Genomic DNA, 21,152 nt, shown 5'->3' on the forward strand with positions numbered 1-21,152 from the left:
CTAGTTGTCGTGTGAAGTCAAGCCATCGGATGGCGGCGCGAGGACACTGGAGTCATGACGTCCACCACCGATCGACTCGACTCGTCCCCGACCGACACCACCCTCGAGCATCTCGACGTGATCGTCGTCGGCGCCGGGCTCTCCGGCGTCGGTGCGGGCTACCGCCTGTCGACGGAGCACCCCGGCAAGTCGTGGGCCATCCTCGAGGCGCGGTCCTCGATGGGCGGCACCTGGGATCTGTTCCGCTACCCGGGTGTGCGCTCGGACTCCGACATGTACACGCTCGGATACCAGTTCAAGCCGTGGCGCGAGGCGAAGTCCATCGCCGACGGGCACTCGATTCTGTCGTACATCAAGGAGACCGCTTCGGAGTTCGGGATCGACGAGCACATCCGGTACGGGACCCGCGTCGTCGGCGCAGATTTCTCCACCGCGGAGGCTCGCTGGACCCTGACTCTCGACGTGACCGACGAGTCGGGCACCTCGCAGCAGCAGATCACCTGCGGCTTCCTGTACTGCTGCTCGGGCTACTACGACTACGCCAAGGGCTACAACCCCGACATCCCGGGACTCGACACGTTCGAGGGCACCGTGGTGCATCCCCAGTTCTGGCCCGACGATCTGGACTACGCCGGCAAGAACGTCGTCGTGATCGGCAGTGGCGCCACCGCGGTGACTCTCGTGCCGTCGATGGCGCGCGACGCCGGTCACGTCACGATGCTGCAGCGTTCACCCACCTGGATCAGCGCGGTCCCCGGACGGGACAAGCAGGCGGACAAGATCCGTGATCTTCTCCCGGCAGGTTTGGCGCACAGCGTGATCCGCGTCAAGAACATTCTGTTCAGCACCGGTTTCTACCAGTTCTGTCGGCGTCGTCCGCAGGCGGCACGGCGGCTCCTCACCAATCTCTCGACCAAGATCCTGGGCGACGAGAAGCTGGTGGCCGAGCACTTCACGCCCGAGTACAACCCCTGGGATCAGCGACTGTGCGCCGTCCCCGATGCCGATCTGTTCAAGGCGATGAAGAAGGGGAAGGCGTCGGTCGTCACCGACCGCATCGCCTCCGTGCGCCCCGACGGCATCGACCTGCAATCGGGCGCCTCGTTGCCCGCCGACGTCATCGTCACCGCGACGGGGCTGCAGTTGCTCGCCTTCGGCGGCATCGAGCCCAAGGTGGACGGCGTGACCGTCGAGCTGTCGAAGCAGTTCGTGTGGCAGGGCGCCATGATGACGGGTGTCCCCAACTTCGCCATCTGCATCGGCTACACCAACGCGTCGTGGACTCTGCGCGCCGATCTGACGTCGCGTCTCGTGTGCCGCGTGCTCGGCTACATGGACGACAAGGACTTCGCGTCCATCGTCCCGCAGCCCGACGGACCGCTCGAGGAGCGTCCGCTGCTGGACCTGCAGTCCGGCTACGTCCAGCGCTCGATCGACGCCTTTCCCCGGCAGGGCGATCACGGCCCGTGGCTGGTGCGTCAGAACTACATCCTCGACTCCATCACCACGCTGCGGGGCGACCTCGGCAAGACCCTTTCGGGCACGCCGCGTCGGTCGGTGCGACGCGCCGCCGGAGTCGCCTGACGCGCAACGCAGAAGACCACCCATCGTCAACTTGGGGTTGACGGTGGGCGGTCGTCACCCTACGGTTGACGCATGACCGATACCGACCCCGCGCCCGGCGTGCGCCTCGACGATCTGATCGTCGCCGTCTCTCGCACCGATACCGACCCCCTGATCCAGCTCTCGCGAGCCGTCGTCGCCGCCGAGCGACTCGGCGACGTGGCCGACCATCTCGTCGGACACTTCGTCGACCAGGCTCGTCGGTCCGGGGCGTCCTGGACCGACATCGGCCGCAGTATGGGAGTGAGCAAACAGGCCGTGCAGAAGAAGTTCGTGGCCAGGCCGCACGCCGACGAGGCGTTGAACGCGAGCCAGGGTTTCGCTCGTTTCACCGAGCGTGCGAAGAACATCGTGGTGGCGGCGCAGACCGAGGCCCGAGCGCAACGAGCATCGTCGATCACTCCCGACCATCTGGTGATCGGACTGGTGCACGACCCCGACTCGTTCGGCACCCGTCTGCTCGCGACGCAGTCGGTGACGCCCGACGACGTACGCGCCGCCGTCGCGGCACGAGGTTCGTCGGCGGGGGAGCACGGTGACCCGCCGGCACTCGTTCCGTTCGACGCTGCGACGGCGAAGATTCTGGAACTGACGTTCCGCGAGGCGCTACGCCTCGGCCACGACTACGTCGGCACCGAACACGTGCTCCTCGCGCTGCTGGAGTTCGAGAACGGGACGGGGTTGCTCAGTGGTCTGGGCGTGACGAGGGACCGGGTGGAGACCGACCTCGCTGCCGCTCTCGATCTGTCCTGAGAGCGGCAGCGCGTCCGTCACATGCCGCGGCGCATCACGGCGTAGTAGGCGGAGGGGAACACGCGGGCGAGGATGTCGACGGTGTGGGCACTCGCTGCGATGAGGACCCGGCCCTTGCGCTTCTCGACCCCGTCGAGGATGTGGAGTGCCGCCTTGTCCGCGGGATAGGTGAGCAGTTTGGCGAAGGTGGCCTTGCCGTCCGCGATCTCCTTGTCCGTCGCGCCCGCGGCCGAACCGGCGGTCTCGGCGATGCGGGTCTTGATGCCGCCGGGGTGCACCGACGTCACGCCGATGGTCGGCGCCAATTCGTGGCGCAGGCACTCGGTGAACCCGCGGATGGCGAACTTCGACGACGAGTAGGCGGACTGCCCCGGAGGCGCCACGATGCCGAACAAGCTCGACACATTGACGATGTGCGCGCCCGTGGATCGACGCATGGTCGGCAGCAGGCGACGGGTGATGTCCACCGGCGCATGGAAGTTGATGGTCATCACCGAGTCGAAGTCCTTGGCGGTGAGTTGCTCGAACGAGCCGCCGAACGCGATACCGGCGTTGTTGATCAGCAGGTCGATGCGCTCGTGCCGCTCGATCACACCGTCGATGACCACGCCGAGCGCGTCGAGGTCGGAGAGGTCCGCGACGACCGCGTCGACACTGCGTGCCGGTGAGGCGGACTCGATGGCGCGTGCGACGTCGGCGAGCCGATCGGCGTCCCGGTCGAGCAGGATCAGATCGGTGCCCCGTCGCGCGAGTTCGTGGGCCATCTGCTCACCCATGCCACTGGCGGCGCCGGTGACGAGCGCGGTGGCGCCGGGAAAGCGGAAGGGGGGCAAGGACGACATGAGAACTCCTGAGCTCGGCGGTACCAACGTCTCGATCATCGCGGACGATGGGCCGTCGTTCTTGACTTCAGGCGACACCACCGTCGATCGCCCGTTTCGAGGCGGTCGAATCGCTACGGTGCACCGGTGACGCCTGACTCGACCGCTCCGCTCGCGTCCGGATCCGTGACGGTCCGCGCCGCTGCCGAGAACGTGTACGCCATCCTGACCGATCTCGACCGGCTCGCCGATCTGGCGGACGAGACGCACTCGATGCGGTGGGTGGGGAGCTCCGGCGCCCGTCCCGGTGCGTCCTTCGTCGGTCGGAACCGCAACGGTCTGCACCGGTGGTCGACCACGTGCACCGTGACCGTGGCCGACCCCGGATCGGCCTTTGCCTTCGACGTGCACTACGGCCCGTTCTCGCTGCCGATCGCGCACTGGCGCTACGACATCGACAGCGGTGGCGACGGCGGTGAGACCACGGTGACCGAGCGGATGTGGGACCGGCGGCCCCGGTGGTTCGTGGGTGTCGGCGGACTGGCGACGGGTGTCCGCGACCGCGCCACCGTCAACGGTGACCACATCGCGGCCACCCTCGAACGGCTCCGGCAGACCGTCGACGGTCCCGCGGATTCGTAGGGTGCGAGTGCGGGCACACTGGACGGCATGACTGGACACGCGACGATCGGCATCTGGACCGGAACGCTCGACGGGGTCTCCGCCTCCGCGGTTCCCGACGTGGTGGGGGAGGTGGAGTCGCAGGGCTGGCACTCGCTGTGGTTCGGCGAGGCCTACGGACGCGAGGCGCTCACCGCCGCGCAGATGTACCTCGGAGCGTCGTCGTCGCTGATCGTCGGTACCGGGATCGCGAGCATCTACGCCCGCGACGCAGTAGCGACCGCGTCGGCGGCCCGCACCCTGCACGCCGTCTCGGGTGGTCGGTTCGTACTGGGCCTCGGGGTGTCGCATGCTCCGCTGGTCGAACGCATGCGCGGGCACAATTACGGCAAGCCCGTCGCCGCGATGCGGGAGTACCTCGACGCACTCGACAACGCACCCGCGGCAGTGGCGGGGGAGGAGCAGAACCCGCCACGACTGCTGGCGGCGCTGGGTCCGAAGATGCTCGAGCTGTCCCGCGATCGCACCGCGGGGGCGCATCCCTACCTCGTCACACCGGAGCACACGGCGATGGCCCGCGAGATCCTCGATGCCGGGGACGGCGAGAAGCGACCGGAACTGGTCGTGGAGCAGGCGGCGGTGGTGGACCCGGTCGCCGACACCGACGCGGAGGTGTGGGCCAAACGCGCGCACGCGCATCTGAACATCTACACCGGGCTGCCCAACTACCGGAACAACTGGGAGCGTCTGGGTTTCGGGCAGGACGACTTCGTCCGCGGCGGTAGCGAGAAGCTCGCCGAGGCGATGGTGACGCGGGGACTGGACGCGACCGTGGCCCGAGTGCGCGAGCACATCGAGGCCGGAGCGACCAGTGTCGTCGTCCAGGTCCTCGGATCCGCGATGAACGTTCCGCCGGTGGACGACTGGCGTCGACTGGGTGAGGCCCTCGAGCTCTCCCGGTGAGCTGAGGGTAGCCTTACCGCAAGCCTGCTCCATCAGTCGTCCCCGAAAGGTTCTTCATGCGCGTCTCCGTCGGTGTGTCCGTCGCGGCCACCGTTCTTCTGCTCGGAACGGCGGCGTGCAGCTCGTCGGACACGGACTCGGCGCCGGCTGCGGACGCGTCGGGAGCCTTCCCGGCCGAGGTCACCGACAAGTTCGGGACCGTGACGGTCGAGGGTGCGCCGGAGCGTCTGGTGACCGCCGGGTACAACGACCAGGACTTCGCGCTCGCTCTCGGTGTCACACCCGTGGCCACCCGTGGGTTCACCGGATACGACTACACCACCCGCCCGTGGGCTCAGCAGCAGCTGAACGGTGCCACGATCCCCGAGGTGGGAAGCGACACACTCGATCTGGAGGGTGTCGCGGCCGCGGAGCCCGACCTCATCATGGCGACATACGCCTATCTCGACGAGCCCGAGTACCAGCAGCTCGGACAGATCGCCACGACGGTCGGCGACGTCCCCGGCTCGGACGGGTCGGAGACCCCGTCGTGGCGAGATCAGTTGGCTGCGTACGGAACCGCCCTGGGCAAGACGGCCGAGGCAGAGACCGTGCGGGACGAGGTCGACGCGACGTTCGTAGACGCCACGACCCAGAACCCGTCCTTCGCCGGCCGCACGGCTGCGGTCGCGCTCTACCTCGACGGCACCTTCTACATCCTCGACGGCGGGGACCCGCGGAACCGGTTCTTCACCGACCTGGGTTTCGCGACGCCCGAGACCACCGGAACGGTGAGCCCCGAGCGCTACGACCTGCTCGATCAGCAGACGCTCGTGCTGCTCGGCGTCACCCCCGAGGACGTCGCCGGTGATCCGCTGCTACAGAGCCTGAACGTGGTGAAGGAGGACCGCACCGTCTACGTCGGCGAGTTCGGAACCACCGTGCCGGCCGCTCTCGGGTTCGCCAGCCCCCTCAGCCTTCCCTACGCGGTGGACGCGCTCGTTCCGGTGCTCGCACGGGCGACGGACGACGATCCGGCCACCCGCGTCGGCACCGTCGAGGGCTGATCGGTCCTGCGCACGGGTCGGAAGGTTAGTGTGACCCGACGACAGGGGTAACCGTGGGTATGAGCATCGAGCAGTACGACAGGGACGGGGGCGGCCCACCGCAGGCCGAGCACTGGTCCGAAGGCCCGGTCACCACCCCGGAGCGGGACCCGTTCTACGTCGCACCCGACGGTTTCGAGCGTGCCGCGTGCGGCGACGTCCTGCGCACCAGGCCCGTGCGCATCGGCGTGTTCGGTCGGGTGCGGCAGCGCGTGCAGGCCTGGCAGCTGCTGTATCGCACCGAGGACCTCGAGCGCGTGCCGCGCGTGAGTGTCACCACGGTCCTGCTGCCCGCCGGAGCCCTCCCGGACGCGACGCGTCCACTCCTGTCGTATCAGTGCGCCATCGACGCCGTCTCCGGTCGATCGTTCCCCTCCTACGCGCTCCGGCTCGGGTCACGCGCGCGCGGCACGGTGCCGCAGTACGAGTTCCTGCTCGTCCTGCACGCCCTGCGTCTGGGTTGGGCGGTCTCGATCCCGGATCACGAAGGAGCCGAAGGGCATTGGGGCGCGCCGCTCGAGCCCGGGTACTGCACTCTCGACGCCGTTCGGGCCGCGCTCTCATTCGACGAGCTGGGTCTCGACACGACCACACCGGTCGGACTGTGGGGATATTCGGGTGGCGGGCTCGCGTCGTCCTGGGCGGCGGAGGCCGCGGGGGAGTACGCGCCCGAGATCGATGTCGTCGGAGCCGTTCTCGGGTCGCCGGTGGGTGATCCGGCGTCGGCGTTCTTCCGATTGAACGCCACCCGCTACGCCGCGCTGCCGACTCTCGTCATCGAGGGTCTGCGGCGTACCTACCCGGCCCTGGACGTGGTGATGCAGGAGTTCGTCACCGAGGAGGGTCTCGAGCTGCTGGCGTCGACGAACAAGATGACCACGATGCAGGCCATCATCGCGCTTCGCGGATTCGACCTCGACGCCTACTCGACCATTCCCATCGCCGACGTCATGGCTCGTCCGGAGATGGTGACGATCTTCGAGGAAATTCAGCCGGGCCGCTCGGCGCCCGGATTCCCGTTGCTCGTCCTGCAGGCGACGCACGATCAGATCATCGCCGTGGACGACGTCGACGGGCAGGTGACGCGCTACCGAGACGCGGGTGCCGAGGTCGAGTACGTGCGCGATCGCACGAGCGAGCACATCACGCTGCTGCCGCTGTCGGTCCCGCTGACGCTCCGATGGCTCGACGACCGATTCGCCGGGCGTCGACCGGGACCCGCGGCCACCAGGACCGTCGTCTCGGTGGCGGCGTCATGGCGCAGTGCCGCGGGCTATCTGGCCATGGCGGGCTCGGCGGCGAGAGCGCTGACCGGCCTGCCCATCTCCGTCCGCCGCACCCGACGCTGAGACGACACCACCCCCGCACCGAGTAATCGGTGCGGGGGTGGTGTGGTGTTCGGTGACGAGATCAGGCCAGTTCGAAGCGATCCAGCATCATGACCTTGTCCCACGCGGCGACGAAGTCCTGGACGAACTTGTCCTTCGCGTCGTCGCAGGCGTACACCTCGGCGATGGCGCGCAGCTCGGAGTTCGAGCCGAAGACCAGGTCGTTACGGGTGCCCGTCCACTTCGTCTCACCGGTGGCGGCATCCTTGGCCTCGTAGATGCCGTCCTCGGACGTCGGAACCCACTCGGTGCCCATGTCGAGGAGATTCACGAAGAAGTCGTTGGTCAGGGTGCCGACCTTGTCGGTCAGAACGCCGTGCGACGAGTTCTGGTAGTTGGCACCGAGAACGCGCAGACCACCGACGAGGACGGTCAGCTCGGGTGCGCTGAGGGACAACAGGTTCGCCCGGTCGACGAGGGAGTACTCCGCCGGCAGCTTCTGGCCCTTGCCGAGGAAGTTACGGAAGCCGTCGGCCTTCAGCTCGAGGTCGGAGAACGAGTCGACGTCCGTCTGCTCCTGCGTGGTGTCCATGCGGCCCGGGGTGAACGGAACGCTGACGCCCGATGCCTTCTCGAGCGCCGCGACGCCGCCGAGGACGACGAGGTCGGCGAACGAGACCGTTCCGGAGAACGACTCCTGGATGCCCTCGAGCACGCGAATGACCTGTGCCAACTCGTCGGGCTCGTTGACCTCCCAGCCGGCCTGCGGCTGCAGGCGCAGACGTCCACCGTTGGCGCCACCGCGCTTGTCGCTGACGCGGAAGGACGACGCTGCGGCCCACGCGGTCGAGATGAGCTGCTCGGTGCTCAGTCCGGAATCCAGGATCGTGGACTTGAGCTCGGCGATCTCTGCGTCACCGATCAGCTCGTGGTCGACGGCCGGGATCGGGTCCTGCCACAGCAGGGTCTCCGACGGCACCTCGGGTCCGAGGTACCGGGTGACGGGTCCCATGTCGCGGTGGGTGAGCTTGAACCACGCCTTCTGGAACTCTTCTGCGAGCTCTTCGGGGTGGTCGAGCCAGCGACGGGTGATCTGCTCGTAGATCGGGTCGACGCGCATCGCGATGTCCGAGGTGAGCATCGACGGGTGGCGACGCTTGGTCGGGTCCGCGGGGTCGGGGACCAGGTCCGCGCCCTCACCGTTCTTCGGACGCCACTGGTGTGCGCCACCGGGGCTCTTGTAGAGCTCCCACTCGAAGCCGTAGAGGGTCTCGAGGAAGGTGTTGTCCCACTGCGTCGGGGTCGGGGTCCAGATGACCTCGAGGCCACTCGTGATCGCGTCTGCGCCGACACCGCTCTGGAAGCTGTTCTTCCAGCCGAGGCCCATCTGCTCGATCGGGGCGCCCTCGGGCTCGGCACCGATGTGCGCATCGGGGTCGGCGGCACCGTGGGTCTTGCCGAAGGTGTGTCCGCCGACGGCCAGTGCTGCGGTCTCGACGTCGTTCATGGCCATGCGGCCGAAGGTCTCGCGGATGTCCAGTGCGGACTGCACGGGATCCGGGTTGCCGTTCGGGCCTTCGGGATTGACGTAGATCAGACCCATCTGCACGGCGGCCAGCGGGTTCTCGAGGCTCGTGCGATCACCGTCGTAGCGCTCGTCACCCAGCCAGGTCTGCTCGGGGCCCCAGTAGACGTCCTCGTCCGGCTCCCAGGCGTCGACGCGACCGCCGGCGTAGCCGTAGGTCGGCAGTCCCATGGACTCGATGGCGACGTTGCCGGTGAGGACGATGAGGTCGGCCCAGGAGAGCTTGCGGCCGTACTTCTGCTTCACGGGCCAGATCAGGCGACGGGCCTTGTCCAGGCTCGCGTTGTCCGGCCAACTGTTCAGCGGTGCGAAACGCTGCATGCCGGCTCCGGCCCCGCCGCGTCCGTCCTGCTTGCGGTACGTGCCGGCAGCGTGCCACGCCATGCGGATGAAGAAGGGGCCGTAGTGGCCGAAGTCCGCGGGCCACCAGGGCTGCGAGTTCGTCATGACGGCTTCGATGTCGCGCTTGACCTCGGCGAGATCGAGCGAGTTGAACTCGGCCGCATAGTCGTAGTCGGCGCCCATCGGATCACCGACGGCGGGGTTCTTCTTCAAGATCTTGAGGTTCAGTGCCTTGGGCCACCACTCGTGGTTGCTGCCACCCTCGACCGGCATCGGCATCTTGTCGTGCATGACAGGGCAGCCGCCGGAGGCGTCCTGCGGCTGGTCCTGGTTCATCTCTTTTTCGCGTGTTGTGTGGTCCTCGGACACGAGTTTCCCTCCAAGAGAAGATGAATGAACTGATTCGCGGGGCGCCTTCACGCCTCGAGATCAGGGGCTGACGCTGGTGGAGCAGTTCTCGCACAGGCCCCAGTAGATGACCTCTGCCTCGTCGACGACGAAACCACGAGCCTCCGACGGAGTGAGGCACGGAGCCTCGCCGACGGCGCATTCCACGTCGGCGATGGTGCCGCACGCGCGGCACACGACATGGTGGTGATTGTCGCCGATTCTGCTCTCGTACCGCGAGACCGAACCGGACGGCTGGATGCGCCGTACCAGTCCCGCGGTGGTGAGAGCGTGGAGCACGTCGTACACGGCCTGGCGGGAGACATCGGGCAGGGTGGCCCGAACAGCTCCGTAGACGGTGTCGGTGTCGGCGTGCGGATGTTCGTGCACCGCGTCGAGCACCGCCAGACGGGGGCGGGTGACTCGGAGCGCGGCACCACGCAGCATCTCCGGGTAGTTCGACGATGGGCTCACGTCGAACAGTATGCACGACTTTTCTGGAATGAGTCAGGAAACGGGGCGCGAACACCGGCCGAACGGCGTGTCGTCCGGCCCCCGCCGGGGCATGATGCGAGGCGACATCCATCGCTCGCAAGGGGTACGTAGATGACCGCGTTCCAGACCGTCGCCAACGCCGCGAACCAGGTCGTTCGACCGCTGATGCGAGTGCCTGTGCTGTCCGCCGTTCTCGGGCGCGGTCTGGCCACCATCACCTACACCGGCCGACGGTCGGGCCGGACGATCTCGCTGCCCGTCTCCTACCGGCGGTCGGGCGACACGGTGACCGTGATGGTCGCGGCACCGAGCCAGAAAGCCTGGTGGCGCAACTTCCATCCCGATCCCGCCCCGGTGACCGTCGACATCGCGGGAGATCAGCATCGGGGCAGCGCACAGGCGGTGGTCTCCGACAAGGGTGGTGTGCGTGTGGTGATCACGCTCGACAGCTGATCGTCGGGAGTCTGCTGGGGCGCCCGGCTCGATGCTCAGCTGACGGAGAGGACCTTGATCGCGAAGATCAGAGAGTCGCCCTGCTGGATGCCGGCGCGCGGCTGACCGTTGGGGTAACCGTCCGCGGACGTCACGGCGACGCCGATGGTGGAGCCGACGGTCTGACCGGCGATGGCCTTCTGGAAGCCCGCCACGACGCCGTCGAGCGGGAATTCGACCGGGGCGCCGCGCTGGTAGCTGCTGTCGAAGGTGGACCCGTCGCGACCGTTGACGCCCATGTAGCAGACGGAGACCGTCGCATCACGAGCGACGACGGGGCCGTCGCCGGCCTGCAGGGTCTGCACCTGTGTCTCCGCGACGCTGAAGGGGGCCTCGACGGTCACCAGGGGAGCGGCGTCGTCGGTGGATCCGGTCACCGCGATGCTGCCGGTGTCACCGTCGAGGTTCCACTCGGCGGCGGCACCCGACTCGGGCTCGGCCGTGGGGCAGGACTCCGCAGCCGCAGCGGCGGCCGAGGACGACGCGCCACTGGTCGAGGTGCCGGCAGATGTCGTGTCGGCATCGGAACTGCATCCGGACAGCACCAGGACGAGAGACGCGGACGAGGCCAGCAGGACACCGAGGGTACGAGAAGAGTTCACGCCGGACACGCTACAGCCCGATGCTCGACGCAACCGATGACTTTCGGCCCCAACGGCGGTCGTAGTGTTCGAGGGCCACTGGCCACCATCACCACGAGAGGGTTCTCCCATGCGCACGTTGATCGTCACCGCGTTCGTCTCGCTCGACGGCGTGATGGAGGCGCCGGGTGGAGAGCCCGGGTACCGGAACGCAGGCTGGACCTTCACGGACATCGAGTTCGACGAGGCCGCGTACGAGATCAAGGGGCGGGAGCAGGGGGAGGCCGCCGCGCTGCTGCTCGGTCGCCGGTCCTACGAGGCGTTCGCGCCCGTGTGGCCGACGATGGAGGACTTCGCCGGATACAACGCCATGCCGCGGTACGTGGTCTCGACGACGCTCGACGGTGATGATTCGCGTTGGCCCGCAACGGTTCTTCGATCACTCGACGACGTCGCCGCGCTGAAGGAGACCGAGGGTGGACCGATCCTCGTGCACGGGAGCGCGACGCTGGGACGTGCGTTGGCCGACGCCGGACTGGTGGACAGGTACCACCTGCTGGTGTTCCCGTTGCTGCTCGGCGCCGGACTGCGCCTGTTCAGCGACTCGGACAAGGACGCCACGGTGCTGACGCTCGTCGAGCACGAGGTCTACGGCAACGGTGTCCAGAAACAGGTGTTCGATGTGCGCCGCTGACTGGGAAACGTCATGCGGACACTGAGATTCGCGATGAACGCGAGTGTGGACGGTTACGTCGCGGCGCCCGATGGCGTCCTCGGCTGGAGCGTGCCGAGCGACGAGGCGTTCCAGTGGTGGTCCGACCGCGTCGACTCGACGGGACTCACGCTCTACGGGCGGAGGCTGTGGGAGTCGATGAACGCGCACTGGCCGACGGCCGATCGGCAGCCAGGGGCGACACCCGCACATGTCGCGTACGCCCGTCGGTGGCGCGACATGCCCAAGGTGGTGTTCTCGTCCACCCTGGACGCGGTGGAGGGCAACGCGCGGCTCGTCACAGGTGACGCCGTGGCGGAGATCGTCCGGCTGAAGGCCGGCGACGGTGGGCCGATGGACATCGGCGGCGCCACACTGGCCGCGGCGGCGATGCGGGCCGGGCTGATCGACGAGTACGTGATCATGACGCACCCCGTTCTAGTGGGCGCCGGTACGCCATTCTTCACGGCGCTCGACGAGTGGGCGGGTCTGGAGTTGGTGGAGACGCGGACGTTCTCGGGTGGACTGCACCTGGCGAGGTACCTGGTGCGGTAGGGGCGGGAGATTCACAATAGTTGACATAATGTCGATTATCGGCACAAACTGATATCACCTGAACACCGTGCCGATACCACCTGAACACCGTGCCTGAGCGTCCACAACTCGACCGAATCGACGGGATCCCGTCGATCGACCCGACTTGTGGACACCCGCGCACGGCGACCGACGTACCGTCGGTCGACGAAGTCCTTCCTGTGCCGCACAGGTCGTGAGCACGGAAGGCGAAGATCGTGACCACAGAACGACGCGTACTGATCACCGGGGCCAGCATCGCCGGACCGACCCTCGCGTACTGGCTCGCCAGGTCGGCTCACGCCGTGACGGTCGTCGAGCGTGCTCCGTCGCCTCGGCTCGGCGGGCAGAACATCGACATTCGTGGTCCCGGCCGCGAGGTCGTGCGCCGCATGGGTCTGGAGGACGCTCTCTTCGCCGCGACCACGACGGAACAGGGCACGCGGTTCGTCGATCGACGGGGTGTGACGATCGCGGCGTTCCCGGCCGGTACGGCGGACAGCGGCGGCGCGACGGCCGAGCTGGAGATCCTGCGCGGCGAACTCGCGCGAATCCTCGTCGACGCGTCGGGACCGGACGTCGAGTACCGCTACGGCGACCGCGTCGTGGGCTGCGTTCAGGACGCTCAGGGTGTCGACGTGACGTTCGAGCGCGGCGCTCCCGAGCGCTACGACCTCGTGGTGTTCGCCGACGGAGTGCGGTCCGGGAGCCGGGAGATCGTCTTTCCCGGTGAGGCCGTCACGCGAGATCTCGGGCTCTACACCGCCTACGGGGTGCTCCCCCGCACCCCGGACGACGATGCATGGTGGCGCTGGTACAACGCGACCGGCGGACGTGTGGCCGGCTTGCGCCCGGACAACCAGGGCACCACGCGCTTCAGCCTGTCCTGGTCGTCGGGGCCGACGGGCCTCGAACGGGCAGGGCAGTCGGAGGTCGTCGCCGCCCTTCGGACGACGTTCGCCGGCGCCGGCTGGGAGACTCCCCGCATCCTGGAGTCGCTCGATTCCGCCTCGGAGCTGTACGTCGACCGTCTCGCTCAGGTTCGCGCCCCACGGTGGTCGTCGGGCCGCGTGGCGATGGTGGGCGATGCGGCCTGGTGCGCGACTCCGGTGAGTGGGATGGGCACGACACTGGCGATCGCCGGTGCCTACGTACTGGCGGCCGAACTCGCCCGCACCGACGATCACCGGGCCGCGTTCACGGCGTGGGACGCGCGGATGCGGCCCTTCGTCGACACGGCGCAGTCTCTGCCACCGGGAACGCCGAGGCTGGCGCACCCGAAGACGGCAGTGGGGCTCGTGGTCTTCAATTCGGCTGTGCGACTGGCCGGTTCGGCGCCGGTGCGAGCGCTGGCCGGCAGGTTCGGCGGCTCGGACGACGCGAATCTCGATCTGAGCGACTACCGCTGACGCTGCTGGATGCTCAGGAACGGCGCAGGAGCCCGTGCAGTGCGCGCATGCAGAGATCATGCACCTCGTCGGCCGAGATCGACTGCCGGTCCACCCAGTCCACGCACACGGCGCGAACGAACGACACCCACCCGGCCACGGCGACCCGAGTCACCTCGTCCGCGCCCTCGTCGGGCCCCAGAGCCGCGAGGATCCGCTGCTGCTGCGTCTCGAACTCCGCCGTGAGGATCGCCTGGATACCGACGTCGCCCGACATCGTCCCCCGATTGATGGCCCGCAGTCCGTGAGCGTGATCGGTGGAGTAGCGGATGTACGCGCGCAGTCCAGCGGACACCTGGTGCTCGACGGGCAGCGTGGTGTCGGGGGCCGTGATCTCGACCATCCGGGCGGATTCGAGTCGGATGATGTCGGCGAAGAAATCTCTCTTGGACGGAAAGTAGTGGTACATCAGCCCACGCGAGACGCCGGCCAGATCGGCGACCTCCTCGATCCACACCTCGTCGTAGGGCCGTTCCGCGAACAGTCGTGACCCGATCTCGAGCAACTGGTGCCGACGCTGATCGGGCGACAGGCGTCTGCGGGGCGTGGTCATGACCTGCGCCATGCTACGGGACTCGTCGTGATACTTGACACGCGTTCAGTAGGGCGTACCGTCCGCTGTTGTATCCCGGTTCAGTACGCCGGCCACCCACGCGAAAGGGTCCGACCGTGGTCACCACGATCTCGTCCACTTCTCCGCTTCCCCATCCCCCTCGACGGCTCCCGGTGCTGGGCGACGTGCTGGGCGTCCACGCGAGCACCCCGGTGCAGGATTCGGTGGCGCTGGCCGCGCAGCTGGGCCCCATCTTCGAGCGGGTGGTCCTGGGGCGCCGGTTCGTGATCGTCTCGGGCGCCGATCTCGTGGAGGAACTCAGCGACGAGTCGCGGTTCGTCAAGCACGTGGCACCCGCGGTCGCCGGACTGCGCTCGATCGGCGGAGACGGACTGTTCACGGCGTACTCGCACGAACCGAACTGGCGCAAGGCCCACGATCTGCTCCGGCCGGCGTTCACGCAGTCGGCCATGCGGAGCTACCACGACATCATGGTGAACGTCGCCGGACAGCTGGTGTCGCACTGGTCGTCCCGTGATCGGGTCGACGTCTCCTCGGACATGACCAAGTTGACCCTCGAGACCATCGGCCGCACCGGGTTCAGTTACAGCTTCGACTCGTTCACCCGCGCCGAGACGCACCCGTTCGTCCGCGCCGAGACGCACCCGTTCGTCCGCGCGATGGTGCGGACCCTGCAGCACAACCAGCGCCGCGCCCTGCTGCCGCTTCCTGTCGTCGGCGATCTGGTGTTCCGGCGTCGCGAACGGCGGAACGACGCAGACAAGGCTTTCATGGCCGGGCTGCTCGACGACATCGTGCGGGCCCGCCGGGACGGCGAGACGAGCGGCGACGGCGATCTGCTGGACATCATGCTCGAGGCGGCACGCGACGGCGATCCCAACGCGCTGGACGAGGTGAACATCCGGCATCAGATCGTCACCTTCCTCATCGCCGGGCACGAGACCACCTCCGGCTCACTGTCATTCGCCCTGTACTACCTGTCGAGGCATCCCGAGATGTGGGCTCGGGCGCGTGCCGAAGTGGACGAGGTGTGGGGCGCGGACACGCCGTCCTTCGAGCAGGTGGCGAAGTTGCGCTTCGTCCGACGGGTGCTCGACGAGGGACTGCGCCTGTGGCCGACGGCCCCCGGTTACGCGCGGGAGGCACGCCACGACACGACGGTCGGCGGGCGTTCCATGGCCGCGGGAGACTGGGTTCTGGTGCTGATCCCCGGTCTGCATCGCGATCCCGTCTGGGGGCCGGATCCCGAGGTGTTCGACCCGGACCGCTTCCTGTCGGCGAACGTGCGGGCCAGGCCACCGCACGCCTACAAGCCGTTCGGGACGGGCGAGCGTGCCTGCATCGGGCGCCAGTTCGCCCTCCACGAGTCGCTACTGGTGCTCGGCACGATCCTCCAGACCTTCGACGTCGCTCCCGATCCGGCCTACGAGCTCGCCATCGAGGAACGCCTCACTCTCATGCCGGCCGGGTTCGAGCTCGAGGTGGCTCGGCGCGACCGCAGCTGACGCAGAGTTCCCGCACACTGGTCCCATGCGATCGAGCGGCAAGATCATGGAGGCCACCCTCGAGGTGATCGCGGAGCACGGTTTCGACGGCGTCACCATCGCGGGAGTGTCCGCCGCCGCCGGGGTCTCCCGCCAGACCGTGTACTCCATCTTCGGCACACGCGAGGTGTTGGTGACCCGCACGATGGAGCATTTGGCGGTCGAGGTCATGACCGAGATCCGGTCGCGCCTCGACGGCCCGGAGACCGTGCGCGACTACGTCGTGGAGATGGTGATCGGCGGTCGGCGGGCGGTGCGCGACATTCCCGCGATGGGAGCGCTGCTGCGGTTGGACGGCATCAACCCGGTGCTGCATCCCGATGTCGTCCAGCACGCCATTCCCGTCGTGCGAGATCTGCTGTCCCCGCTGACCGCACTCGACCCTCGGGTCGCGGAGGTGTTGGACGACATCGTCCTCATCACCACTCGTCTCGGACTGTCCGTCGTGCTGTTCGACGATCCGTCCATCGCGGACGACGACGACCTCCGCGCCTTCCTCCTGCGGTGGCTCCCGGCGTCGATGACCGTGCCGCCGGGGTGACCGGCTTCACCTCGCGACCTTGACACCTGACGCTGGGACTGTCTAACTTCAGGGCGCCTGCCGGGGGGTCCGCGCAGCGGGAAGGAAGTCGATGGCTCTGTCACGCAGTCTGGTCGTGGGAGCGGTGCTCGTGGCGTTGGTCGGTGTCGCAGCCGCACCCGCCCACGCAGCCCCCGGTGACGACTTCTACTCCCCACCGACGGAGGTCGCGGGTGCGCCGGGCACGGTGCTCCGCACCGAGCCGATGTCGCTCTTCCTCGCCGCGCCCGGAGTGGACGGTCGCTATCCGGCCACCGCGCAGCGCGTCATGTACACCTCGCGGACCGAGAACGACGAGCCCGTCGCGGTGACCGGAACGTTCATCGACTCGGCCGTTCCCTGGCGCGGCGCCGGTCCCCGACCCACCGTCGTGGTCGCTCCGGGAACGGTGGGGCAGGGCGACCAGTGCGCGCCGTCGCGGGCGTTCCCGCTCGGGCTGAATCTCACGACGGACCCGCTGTCACTCTCGGCGAACCAGGAACTCGTGTCGTCGACGCTCTGGGGGTCGATGGGCGCACGCGTCTTCGTGACCGACTACATCGGTCTCGGCACGCCGGGGTTGCACACGTATGTCAACCGGCCGGAGGAGGCGCACGCGGTGCTCGACGGCGCGCGAGCGGCGAACGCGCTGGCGGGCGATCCCGACTCCCCCATCGGTCTGTGGGGCTATTCGCAGGGCGGCGGTGCCACCGCCGCCGCGGCCGAGTCGGCGGCGAGTTACGCACCGGAGTTGAACATCAAGGGCACCTGGGCGGGCGCACCGACGGCAGACCTGCTCGACGTGCTGAACACGGTGGACGGCACTCTCATCGGCGGCGTCATCGGGTACGCACTGAACGGAGTTCTCGAACGCAACCCGTCGCTGCGCTCACGGGTCGAGGAGCGTGTGTCCGACCACGGCAAGGCGGTTCTGAGCGACCTCTCCACCGAGTGCATCGCCGACACCATCCTGAAGTATCCGTTCCTGCGCACCGAGACGCTGACGAAGGACGGGCTGTCGATGTCCGAGAACCTGCGGTCCGTTCCGGAGGCCGGTCCCATCTTCGACAAGTTGCGCACCGGCACCCTGCGGCCGTCGGCCCCGGTGTTCATCACCAGCGGCATCAACGACGACACGGTGCCGTACGAGCAGGCGCGGACGTTGGCGGAGGAGTGGTGCGGCCAGGGTGCGTCGGTGACGTTCCGGTCGAACCCGCTGCCGCCGATCCTGCCGGGTGCGGTGCTGCCCAACCACTTCGGTCCGCAGATCATCGACGGCTACGGCGGTGCGGCCGCGGCGTACCTGATGGACAGGTTCGCCGACGTCCCCACCGCTGGATGCGACATCGCCTGACGACCGGTTCGGGTCACCGACCACGGTCGGCTCGGTCATTGTCGCGGACGGCGATCCGCCATAGTGTCACCGATCACAGTGGATCATTCGGCTGACTGAGGGGTACACACATGACCGTCCAGCACTCTCCGGAACGCACCACGGCACCGACGCCGTCCGACGGAGAGGTGCACGCGGCCGTCGCCCGCGCGCGTGACGCGGCACTGTGGTGGGGCGCCCTCGATTTCACGGATCGCAAGGGGTGGCTGCTCGAGTTCCGATCCAGGATCGCCCGGACGTCGGCGTCGCTCATCGACACCGTGCGCGAGGAGACGGGCAAGCCGAAGGACGACGCTCTGCTCGAGGTCATGCTCGCGGTGGAGCATCTCACGTGGGCCGCGAAGAACGCCCGACGAGTTCTGCGGGAGCGGTCCGTCCACCCGGGTCTGGTCAGCATCAATCACGCTGCCTCCGTGCGGTATCAACCGATGGGCGTCGTGGGCGTGATCGGCCCGTGGAACTATCCGGTCTACACACCGATGGGGTCGCTCGCGTACGCGATGGCCGCCGGCAACGCCGTCGTCTTCAAGCCCAGTGAGCTCACTCCCCGGACCGGCACCTGGCTGGCAGACGCCTGGGCGTCGCTGGCGGCGCCGCACCAGGTGCTCCAGACCGTCACCGGCGACGGTCGGGTCGGCGAGGCGCTGTGCCGCTCGGGAGTGGACAAGCTGGCCTTCACCGGGTCCACCGCGACGGCGAAGAAGGTCATGGCGGTGTGCGCGGAGACGCTCACGCCGATCGTGGTCGAGGGCGGCGGCAAGGACGCACTCCTCGTCGACGCCACCGCCGACCTCGAGGCCGCGGCGACCTTCGCCGCGTTCGGCGCCATGGGCAACGCGGGCCAGACCTGCGCGGGTGTGGAGCGCATCTACGTGGTCGAGGAGGTCGCCGATCGTTTCGTGGACATCCTGACCTCCCGCGTACGCGACCTCCGGGTCGGCGACGCGGACGATGCGCAGTACGGACGCATGACGTTGCCGAAGCAGGTCGACATCGTGCGGGACCAGGTCGAGGACGCCCTGGCTCGCGGTGGGCGCGCCGTCGTCGGCGGACTCGAATCCGTGCGGGCGCCGTACGTCGATCCCATCGTGCTGCTCGACGTGCCGGAGGACAGCTCGGCCGTGGCCGAGGAGACGTTCGGTCCGACCGTGGTGGTCAACCGCGTCCGTGATCTCGACGAGGGCATCGAGCGGGCCAACGCCTCGAAGTACGGGCTGGGTGCGTCGGTCTTCACCGCGTCGAAGGCCGCGGCCGAGCGGGCGGCGGACCGGCTCCGCGTGGGAGTGGTGACGGTCAACTCCGTGCTGGGCTTCGCGGCGGTGGGCGCGCTGCCGTTCGGCGGAGTGGGCGACTCGGGCTTCGGACGGATCCACGGCGCCGACGGGTTGCGGGAGTTCTCCCGAGTGAAGTCGGTGACGAAGCAGCGCTTCGCCGCCCCGCTGGGCCTGGTGACGATGACGCGCAAGCGGCGCGACGTCGCGGTCGCGCGCCTGTTGTTGACCAAGGTCTACGGGCGATGACCACCCTCCCCCGACCGCGCTTCGGGCGGTACGGGTGGGTGCGGGTGATCGACGAGCTGGATCCCGTGGCGGACGCGGCCACCGTCCTCAAGATCACAGCGGGCTGCGAATTTCCGTGGGACTACCAGCGCGCGTTGGAGTTCGCGCTGTTCCGCACCTACTGCGTGCCCACTATCTCGGCCCTGCTCCGCAGGACGGGAGAGTTCGAGCACCGCCCACAGAAGCGGTACGACGACACCGCGCTGCTCATGTCGGAACTCGTGGAACACGGCTACGACTCCGAGCGCGGGCGCGCGTCGCTCCGTGTGGTCAACCGCATGCACGCGCGCTACGACATCTCGAACGACGACATGCTGTACGTGCTCTCCACCTTCGCCTTCGATCCGCTGGACTGGATCGACCGCTACGGGTGGCGGCGCCTGCATCCGCACGAGCGGATCGCGAGCGTCGCGTTCTACCGCGAGGTCGGGATCCGGATGGGCATCCGGGACATTCCGGCGTCGACAGCCGACTTCCACGCTTTCAAGGTGCGGTACGAGCGCGAGCAGTTCGTCTACTCCGACGACAACAGGGCCATCGGCGAGTACACCCGCGACCTCCTGGCGTCGTGGTACCCGCACCCGGTCCGCTCCGCGGTGCGCGGCGCCGTGCTGTCGATGATCGATCAGGACATGACCCGCGCGTTCGGCTTTCGCGACCCGGTCCCCGCCGCGCGCCCGGCGCTCGAGTCGGCGCTGCGAGCCCGAGGCCGCGTGGAGCGTCTGCTGCCCAAGCGGACGGCATCTCGGTCGGCGCAGGATCCGCGCAACCGGACGTACCCCGGTTACCCGCAGGGCTACCACCCGAGTGACCTGGGAGTCTGAGCCGGGTCAGCGCAGTCGTTCCGCGTCCTTGGCCAGGGTGACCAGTCGGTCGCAGAGCTCGGCGAGTTCGGCCGCGTCGGCGCCCTCCGCGACGGCCGTGGCCACGTCCTCCGCGGCGCATCGGACTCCGAACGCTCGATCGGCGGCGGCGCCGGCCTCGGCCTCCGTGAGCACCACGGCATCGTCCGCGACGACGGTGTCCTTCAGCGACATCCGCTGTTCGTAGGCGCGCTGACGGCAGGACTGACGGCAGTACCGTCGGCGCCGGCCCGCAGCGCCCTCGATCACCGGCCGACCGCACCACAGACACGTGCTCGGGCGCCGTGCGCGGGACCGACCGATCCCACCGCCCACCGTCCCGGATTCACCCCGCATCGACCCGACGATACCGACGTGCGCGGACCCTGCCGCTCACCGGCTAGAATGGGGCGTTCGCGTGCGGGAACGTTCCGCGCACCACGTGCGTTGACATGAGCGGACGAGACACGCGTACCACGATCGAGAGAGGACTCCACCATGGCAGATCGCGTTCTACGAGGTAGTCGACTCGGAGCGGTGAGCTACGAGACCGATCGCGACCACGACCTCGCGCCCCGGCGCATGGCTCGATACCGGACGGACAACGGCGAGGAGTTCGACGTTCCCTTCGCCGACGACGCCGAGCTGCCCGGTACCTGGCTCTGCCGCAACGGTCTCGAGGGCAGTCTGATCGAGGGCACCGCGCCCGAGGCCAAGAAGGTCAAGCCCCCGCGCACCCACTGGGACATGCTGCTCGAGCGTCGTTCGGTGGAGGAGCTCGAGGAGCTGCTCAAGGAGCGGATGGATCTGCTCAAGGCGAAGCGTCGCGGCGCCGGAGTCTGACCGCCTCTCCCCTGTCGTCACCGAGGGCC

General features: G+C 68.4%; 22 protein-coding genes. 16 read left to right on the plus strand and 6 right to left on the minus strand.

The genetic code is table 11. The annotated features are described in order from the left end of the window. Nucleotides 1-54: 54 nt before the first annotated feature. Both JOE30_RS14015 and JOE30_RS14020 read left to right on the plus strand, forming a co-directional pair. Nucleotides 55-1,584 (plus strand): NAD(P)/FAD-dependent oxidoreductase, encoded by a 1,530-nt coding sequence (locus tag JOE30_RS14015; protein ID WP_204867348.1) that lies wholly within the window; start codon nucleotides 55-57, stop codon nucleotides 1,582-1,584. Nucleotides 1,585-1,656: 72 nt separating this feature from the next. Continuing rightward, on the plus strand, nucleotides 1,657-2,376 hold the full coding sequence (locus JOE30_RS14020) for a Clp protease N-terminal domain-containing protein (RefSeq protein ID WP_204867349.1): 720 nt from the start codon (nucleotides 1,657-1,659) through the stop codon (nucleotides 2,374-2,376). A gap of 17 nt (nucleotides 2,377-2,393) precedes the next feature. Here JOE30_RS14020 and JOE30_RS14025 read toward each other — a convergent pair whose 3' ends face one another. After that, the gene (locus JOE30_RS14025) at nucleotides 2,394-3,218 is read right to left on the minus strand and encodes an SDR family oxidoreductase (protein ID WP_204867350.1); all 825 of its coding nucleotides are present in this window, start codon (nucleotides 3,216-3,218) and stop codon (nucleotides 2,394-2,396) included. Between the two features lie 126 nt (nucleotides 3,219-3,344). Here JOE30_RS14025 and JOE30_RS14030 point away from each other — a divergent pair, with 126 nt between their 5' ends. From JOE30_RS14030 to JOE30_RS14045, 4 genes are read left to right on the plus strand one after another with little or no spacing between them, the layout of a single operon-like run. Beyond that, on the plus strand, nucleotides 3,345-3,839 hold the full coding sequence (locus JOE30_RS14030; RefSeq protein WP_204867352.1) for an SRPBCC family protein: 495 nt from the start codon (nucleotides 3,345-3,347) through the stop codon (nucleotides 3,837-3,839). A 27-nt stretch (nucleotides 3,840-3,866) separates the two neighbouring features. Beyond that, nucleotides 3,867-4,781, plus strand: a complete 915-nt coding sequence (locus JOE30_RS14035) for a TIGR03620 family F420-dependent LLM class oxidoreductase (protein ID WP_204867354.1) — start codon at nucleotides 3,867-3,869, stop codon at nucleotides 4,779-4,781. A 56-nt stretch (nucleotides 4,782-4,837) separates the two neighbouring features. After that, a complete protein-coding gene (locus JOE30_RS14040) occupies nucleotides 4,838-5,827 on the plus strand; it encodes an ABC transporter substrate-binding protein (protein WP_204867356.1) in 990 nt (329 codons plus the stop codon). 59 nt (nucleotides 5,828-5,886) lie between these two features. Then, the gene (locus JOE30_RS14045; RefSeq protein WP_204867358.1) at nucleotides 5,887-7,215 is read left to right on the plus strand and encodes a lipase family protein; all 1,329 of its coding nucleotides are present in this window, start codon (nucleotides 5,887-5,889) and stop codon (nucleotides 7,213-7,215) included. A 61-nt stretch (nucleotides 7,216-7,276) separates the two neighbouring features. Here JOE30_RS14045 and katG read toward each other — a convergent pair whose 3' ends face one another. Both katG and JOE30_RS14055 read right to left on the minus strand, forming a co-directional pair. After that, nucleotides 7,277-9,457: a catalase/peroxidase HPI gene (katG, locus tag JOE30_RS14050; protein ID WP_204867360.1), complete on the minus strand. Its 2,181-nt coding sequence runs from the start codon at nucleotides 9,455-9,457 to the stop codon at nucleotides 7,277-7,279. A 93-nt stretch (nucleotides 9,458-9,550) separates the two neighbouring features. After that, nucleotides 9,551-9,955 (minus strand): Fur family transcriptional regulator, encoded by a 405-nt coding sequence (locus JOE30_RS14055; protein ID WP_239532770.1) that lies wholly within the window; start codon nucleotides 9,953-9,955, stop codon nucleotides 9,551-9,553. A gap of 159 nt (nucleotides 9,956-10,114) precedes the next feature. On the opposite strand from JOE30_RS14055, the gene JOE30_RS14060 reads away from it, so the two are divergent. Continuing rightward, nucleotides 10,115-10,456 carry a nitroreductase/quinone reductase family protein gene (locus JOE30_RS14060; protein ID WP_204867364.1) on the plus strand — a complete coding sequence of 114 codons (342 nt, stop codon included), beginning with the start codon at nucleotides 10,115-10,117 and terminating at the stop codon, nucleotides 10,454-10,456. A 35-nt stretch (nucleotides 10,457-10,491) separates the two neighbouring features. Here JOE30_RS14060 and JOE30_RS14065 read toward each other — a convergent pair whose 3' ends face one another. Further along, a complete protein-coding gene (locus tag JOE30_RS14065; RefSeq protein ID WP_371831674.1) occupies nucleotides 10,492-11,097 on the minus strand; it encodes an FKBP-type peptidyl-prolyl cis-trans isomerase in 606 nt (201 codons plus the stop codon). A gap of 109 nt (nucleotides 11,098-11,206) precedes the next feature. Here JOE30_RS14065 and JOE30_RS14070 point away from each other — a divergent pair, with 109 nt between their 5' ends. The 3 genes from JOE30_RS14070 (at nucleotide 11,207) to JOE30_RS14080 (ending at nucleotide 13,770) form a co-directional block, all read left to right on the plus strand. Next, nucleotides 11,207-11,770 carry a dihydrofolate reductase family protein gene (locus JOE30_RS14070; RefSeq protein WP_204867368.1) on the plus strand — a complete coding sequence of 188 codons (564 nt, stop codon included), beginning with the start codon at nucleotides 11,207-11,209 and terminating at the stop codon, nucleotides 11,768-11,770. 12 nt (nucleotides 11,771-11,782) lie between these two features. After that, the gene (locus tag JOE30_RS14075) at nucleotides 11,783-12,343 is read left to right on the plus strand and encodes a dihydrofolate reductase family protein (protein ID WP_204867370.1); all 561 of its coding nucleotides are present in this window, start codon (nucleotides 11,783-11,785) and stop codon (nucleotides 12,341-12,343) included. 236 nt (nucleotides 12,344-12,579) lie between these two features. After that, nucleotides 12,580-13,770, plus strand: a complete 1,191-nt coding sequence (locus JOE30_RS14080) for an FAD-dependent monooxygenase (RefSeq protein ID WP_204867372.1) — start codon at nucleotides 12,580-12,582, stop codon at nucleotides 13,768-13,770. A 13-nt stretch (nucleotides 13,771-13,783) separates the two neighbouring features. Here the strand turns inward: JOE30_RS14080 and JOE30_RS14085 are convergent, their stop codons facing one another. Then, nucleotides 13,784-14,362 (minus strand): TetR/AcrR family transcriptional regulator, encoded by a 579-nt coding sequence (locus tag JOE30_RS14085; RefSeq protein WP_204867374.1) that lies wholly within the window; start codon nucleotides 14,360-14,362, stop codon nucleotides 13,784-13,786. Nucleotides 14,363-14,478: 116 nt separating this feature from the next. On the opposite strand from JOE30_RS14085, the gene JOE30_RS14090 reads away from it, so the two are divergent. From JOE30_RS14090 to JOE30_RS14110, 5 genes are all read left to right on the plus strand, one after another. Then, the gene (locus tag JOE30_RS14090) at nucleotides 14,479-15,888 is read left to right on the plus strand and encodes a cytochrome P450 (RefSeq protein ID WP_204867376.1); all 1,410 of its coding nucleotides are present in this window, start codon (nucleotides 14,479-14,481) and stop codon (nucleotides 15,886-15,888) included. 25 nt (nucleotides 15,889-15,913) lie between these two features. After that, complete coding sequence (locus tag JOE30_RS14095; protein ID WP_204867378.1) at nucleotides 15,914-16,468, plus strand: TetR/AcrR family transcriptional regulator; 555 nt, start codon at nucleotides 15,914-15,916, stop codon at nucleotides 16,466-16,468. A 91-nt stretch (nucleotides 16,469-16,559) separates the two neighbouring features. Next, complete coding sequence (locus JOE30_RS14100) at nucleotides 16,560-17,840, plus strand: lipase family protein (protein ID WP_204867380.1); 1,281 nt, start codon at nucleotides 16,560-16,562, stop codon at nucleotides 17,838-17,840. A 110-nt stretch (nucleotides 17,841-17,950) separates the two neighbouring features. Next, nucleotides 17,951-19,399: an aldehyde dehydrogenase family protein gene (locus JOE30_RS14105; RefSeq protein WP_204867383.1), complete on the plus strand. Its 1,449-nt coding sequence runs from the start codon at nucleotides 17,951-17,953 to the stop codon at nucleotides 19,397-19,399. Continuing rightward, nucleotides 19,396-20,262, plus strand: a complete 867-nt coding sequence (locus JOE30_RS14110; protein WP_204867385.1) for an oxygenase MpaB family protein — start codon at nucleotides 19,396-19,398, stop codon at nucleotides 20,260-20,262. The genes JOE30_RS14105 and JOE30_RS14110 overlap by 4 nt, the downstream gene beginning before the upstream one ends. A gap of 6 nt (nucleotides 20,263-20,268) precedes the next feature. Here the strand turns inward: JOE30_RS14110 and JOE30_RS14115 are convergent, their stop codons facing one another. Beyond that, nucleotides 20,269-20,637 (minus strand): hypothetical protein, encoded by a 369-nt coding sequence (locus tag JOE30_RS14115; protein WP_204867387.1) that lies wholly within the window; start codon nucleotides 20,635-20,637, stop codon nucleotides 20,269-20,271. A gap of 141 nt (nucleotides 20,638-20,778) precedes the next feature. On the opposite strand from JOE30_RS14115, the gene JOE30_RS14120 reads away from it, so the two are divergent. Further along, complete coding sequence (locus JOE30_RS14120) at nucleotides 20,779-21,123, plus strand: RNA polymerase-binding protein RbpA (RefSeq protein WP_027505388.1); 345 nt, start codon at nucleotides 20,779-20,781, stop codon at nucleotides 21,121-21,123. Nucleotides 21,124-21,152: the final 29 nt, after the last annotated feature.

This window comes from Rhodococcus sp. PvP016, assembly GCF_017832185.1.
Lineage (GTDB): Bacteria > Actinomycetota > Actinomycetes > Mycobacteriales > Mycobacteriaceae > Rhodococcoides.

What these genes read in the sequence shown, in the direction of transcription:
- JOE30_RS14015 (WP_204867348.1), top strand. Translation starts at nt 55, where the DNA reads ATGACGTCCACCACCGATCGACTCGACTCGTCCCCGACCGACACCACC.
- JOE30_RS14020 (WP_204867349.1), top strand. Translation starts at nt 1,657, where the DNA reads ATGACCGATACCGACCCCGCGCCCGGCGTGCGCCTCGACGATCTGATC.
- JOE30_RS14025 (WP_204867350.1), bottom strand. Translation starts at nt 3,218, where the DNA reads ATGTCGTCCTTGCCCCCCTTCCGCTTTCCCGGCGCCACCGCGCTCGTC.
- JOE30_RS14035 (WP_204867354.1), top strand. Translation starts at nt 3,867, where the DNA reads ATGACTGGACACGCGACGATCGGCATCTGGACCGGAACGCTCGACGGG.
- JOE30_RS14040 (WP_204867356.1), top strand. Translation starts at nt 4,838, where the DNA reads ATGCGCGTCTCCGTCGGTGTGTCCGTCGCGGCCACCGTTCTTCTGCTC.
- JOE30_RS14045 (WP_204867358.1), top strand. Translation starts at nt 5,887, where the DNA reads ATGAGCATCGAGCAGTACGACAGGGACGGGGGCGGCCCACCGCAGGCC.
- katG (WP_204867360.1), bottom strand. Translation starts at nt 9,457, where the DNA reads ATGAACCAGGACCAGCCGCAGGACGCCTCCGGCGGCTGCCCTGTCATG.
- JOE30_RS14055 (WP_239532770.1), bottom strand. Translation starts at nt 9,955, where the DNA reads ATGCTGCGTGGTGCCGCGCTCCGAGTCACCCGCCCCCGTCTGGCGGTG.
- JOE30_RS14060 (WP_204867364.1), top strand. Translation starts at nt 10,115, where the DNA reads ATGACCGCGTTCCAGACCGTCGCCAACGCCGCGAACCAGGTCGTTCGA.
- JOE30_RS14070 (WP_204867368.1), top strand. Translation starts at nt 11,207, where the DNA reads ATGCGCACGTTGATCGTCACCGCGTTCGTCTCGCTCGACGGCGTGATG.
- JOE30_RS14075 (WP_204867370.1), top strand. Translation starts at nt 11,783, where the DNA reads ATGCGGACACTGAGATTCGCGATGAACGCGAGTGTGGACGGTTACGTC.
- JOE30_RS14085 (WP_204867374.1), bottom strand. Translation starts at nt 14,362, where the DNA reads ATGACCACGCCCCGCAGACGCCTGTCGCCCGATCAGCGTCGGCACCAG.
- JOE30_RS14095 (WP_204867378.1), top strand. Translation starts at nt 15,914, where the DNA reads ATGCGATCGAGCGGCAAGATCATGGAGGCCACCCTCGAGGTGATCGCG.
- JOE30_RS14100 (WP_204867380.1), top strand. Translation starts at nt 16,560, where the DNA reads ATGGCTCTGTCACGCAGTCTGGTCGTGGGAGCGGTGCTCGTGGCGTTG.
- JOE30_RS14105 (WP_204867383.1), top strand. Translation starts at nt 17,951, where the DNA reads ATGACCGTCCAGCACTCTCCGGAACGCACCACGGCACCGACGCCGTCC.
- JOE30_RS14110 (WP_204867385.1), top strand. Translation starts at nt 19,396, where the DNA reads ATGACCACCCTCCCCCGACCGCGCTTCGGGCGGTACGGGTGGGTGCGG.
- JOE30_RS14115 (WP_204867387.1), bottom strand. Translation starts at nt 20,637, where the DNA reads ATGCGGGGTGAATCCGGGACGGTGGGCGGTGGGATCGGTCGGTCCCGC.
- JOE30_RS14120 (WP_027505388.1), top strand. Translation starts at nt 20,779, where the DNA reads ATGGCAGATCGCGTTCTACGAGGTAGTCGACTCGGAGCGGTGAGCTAC.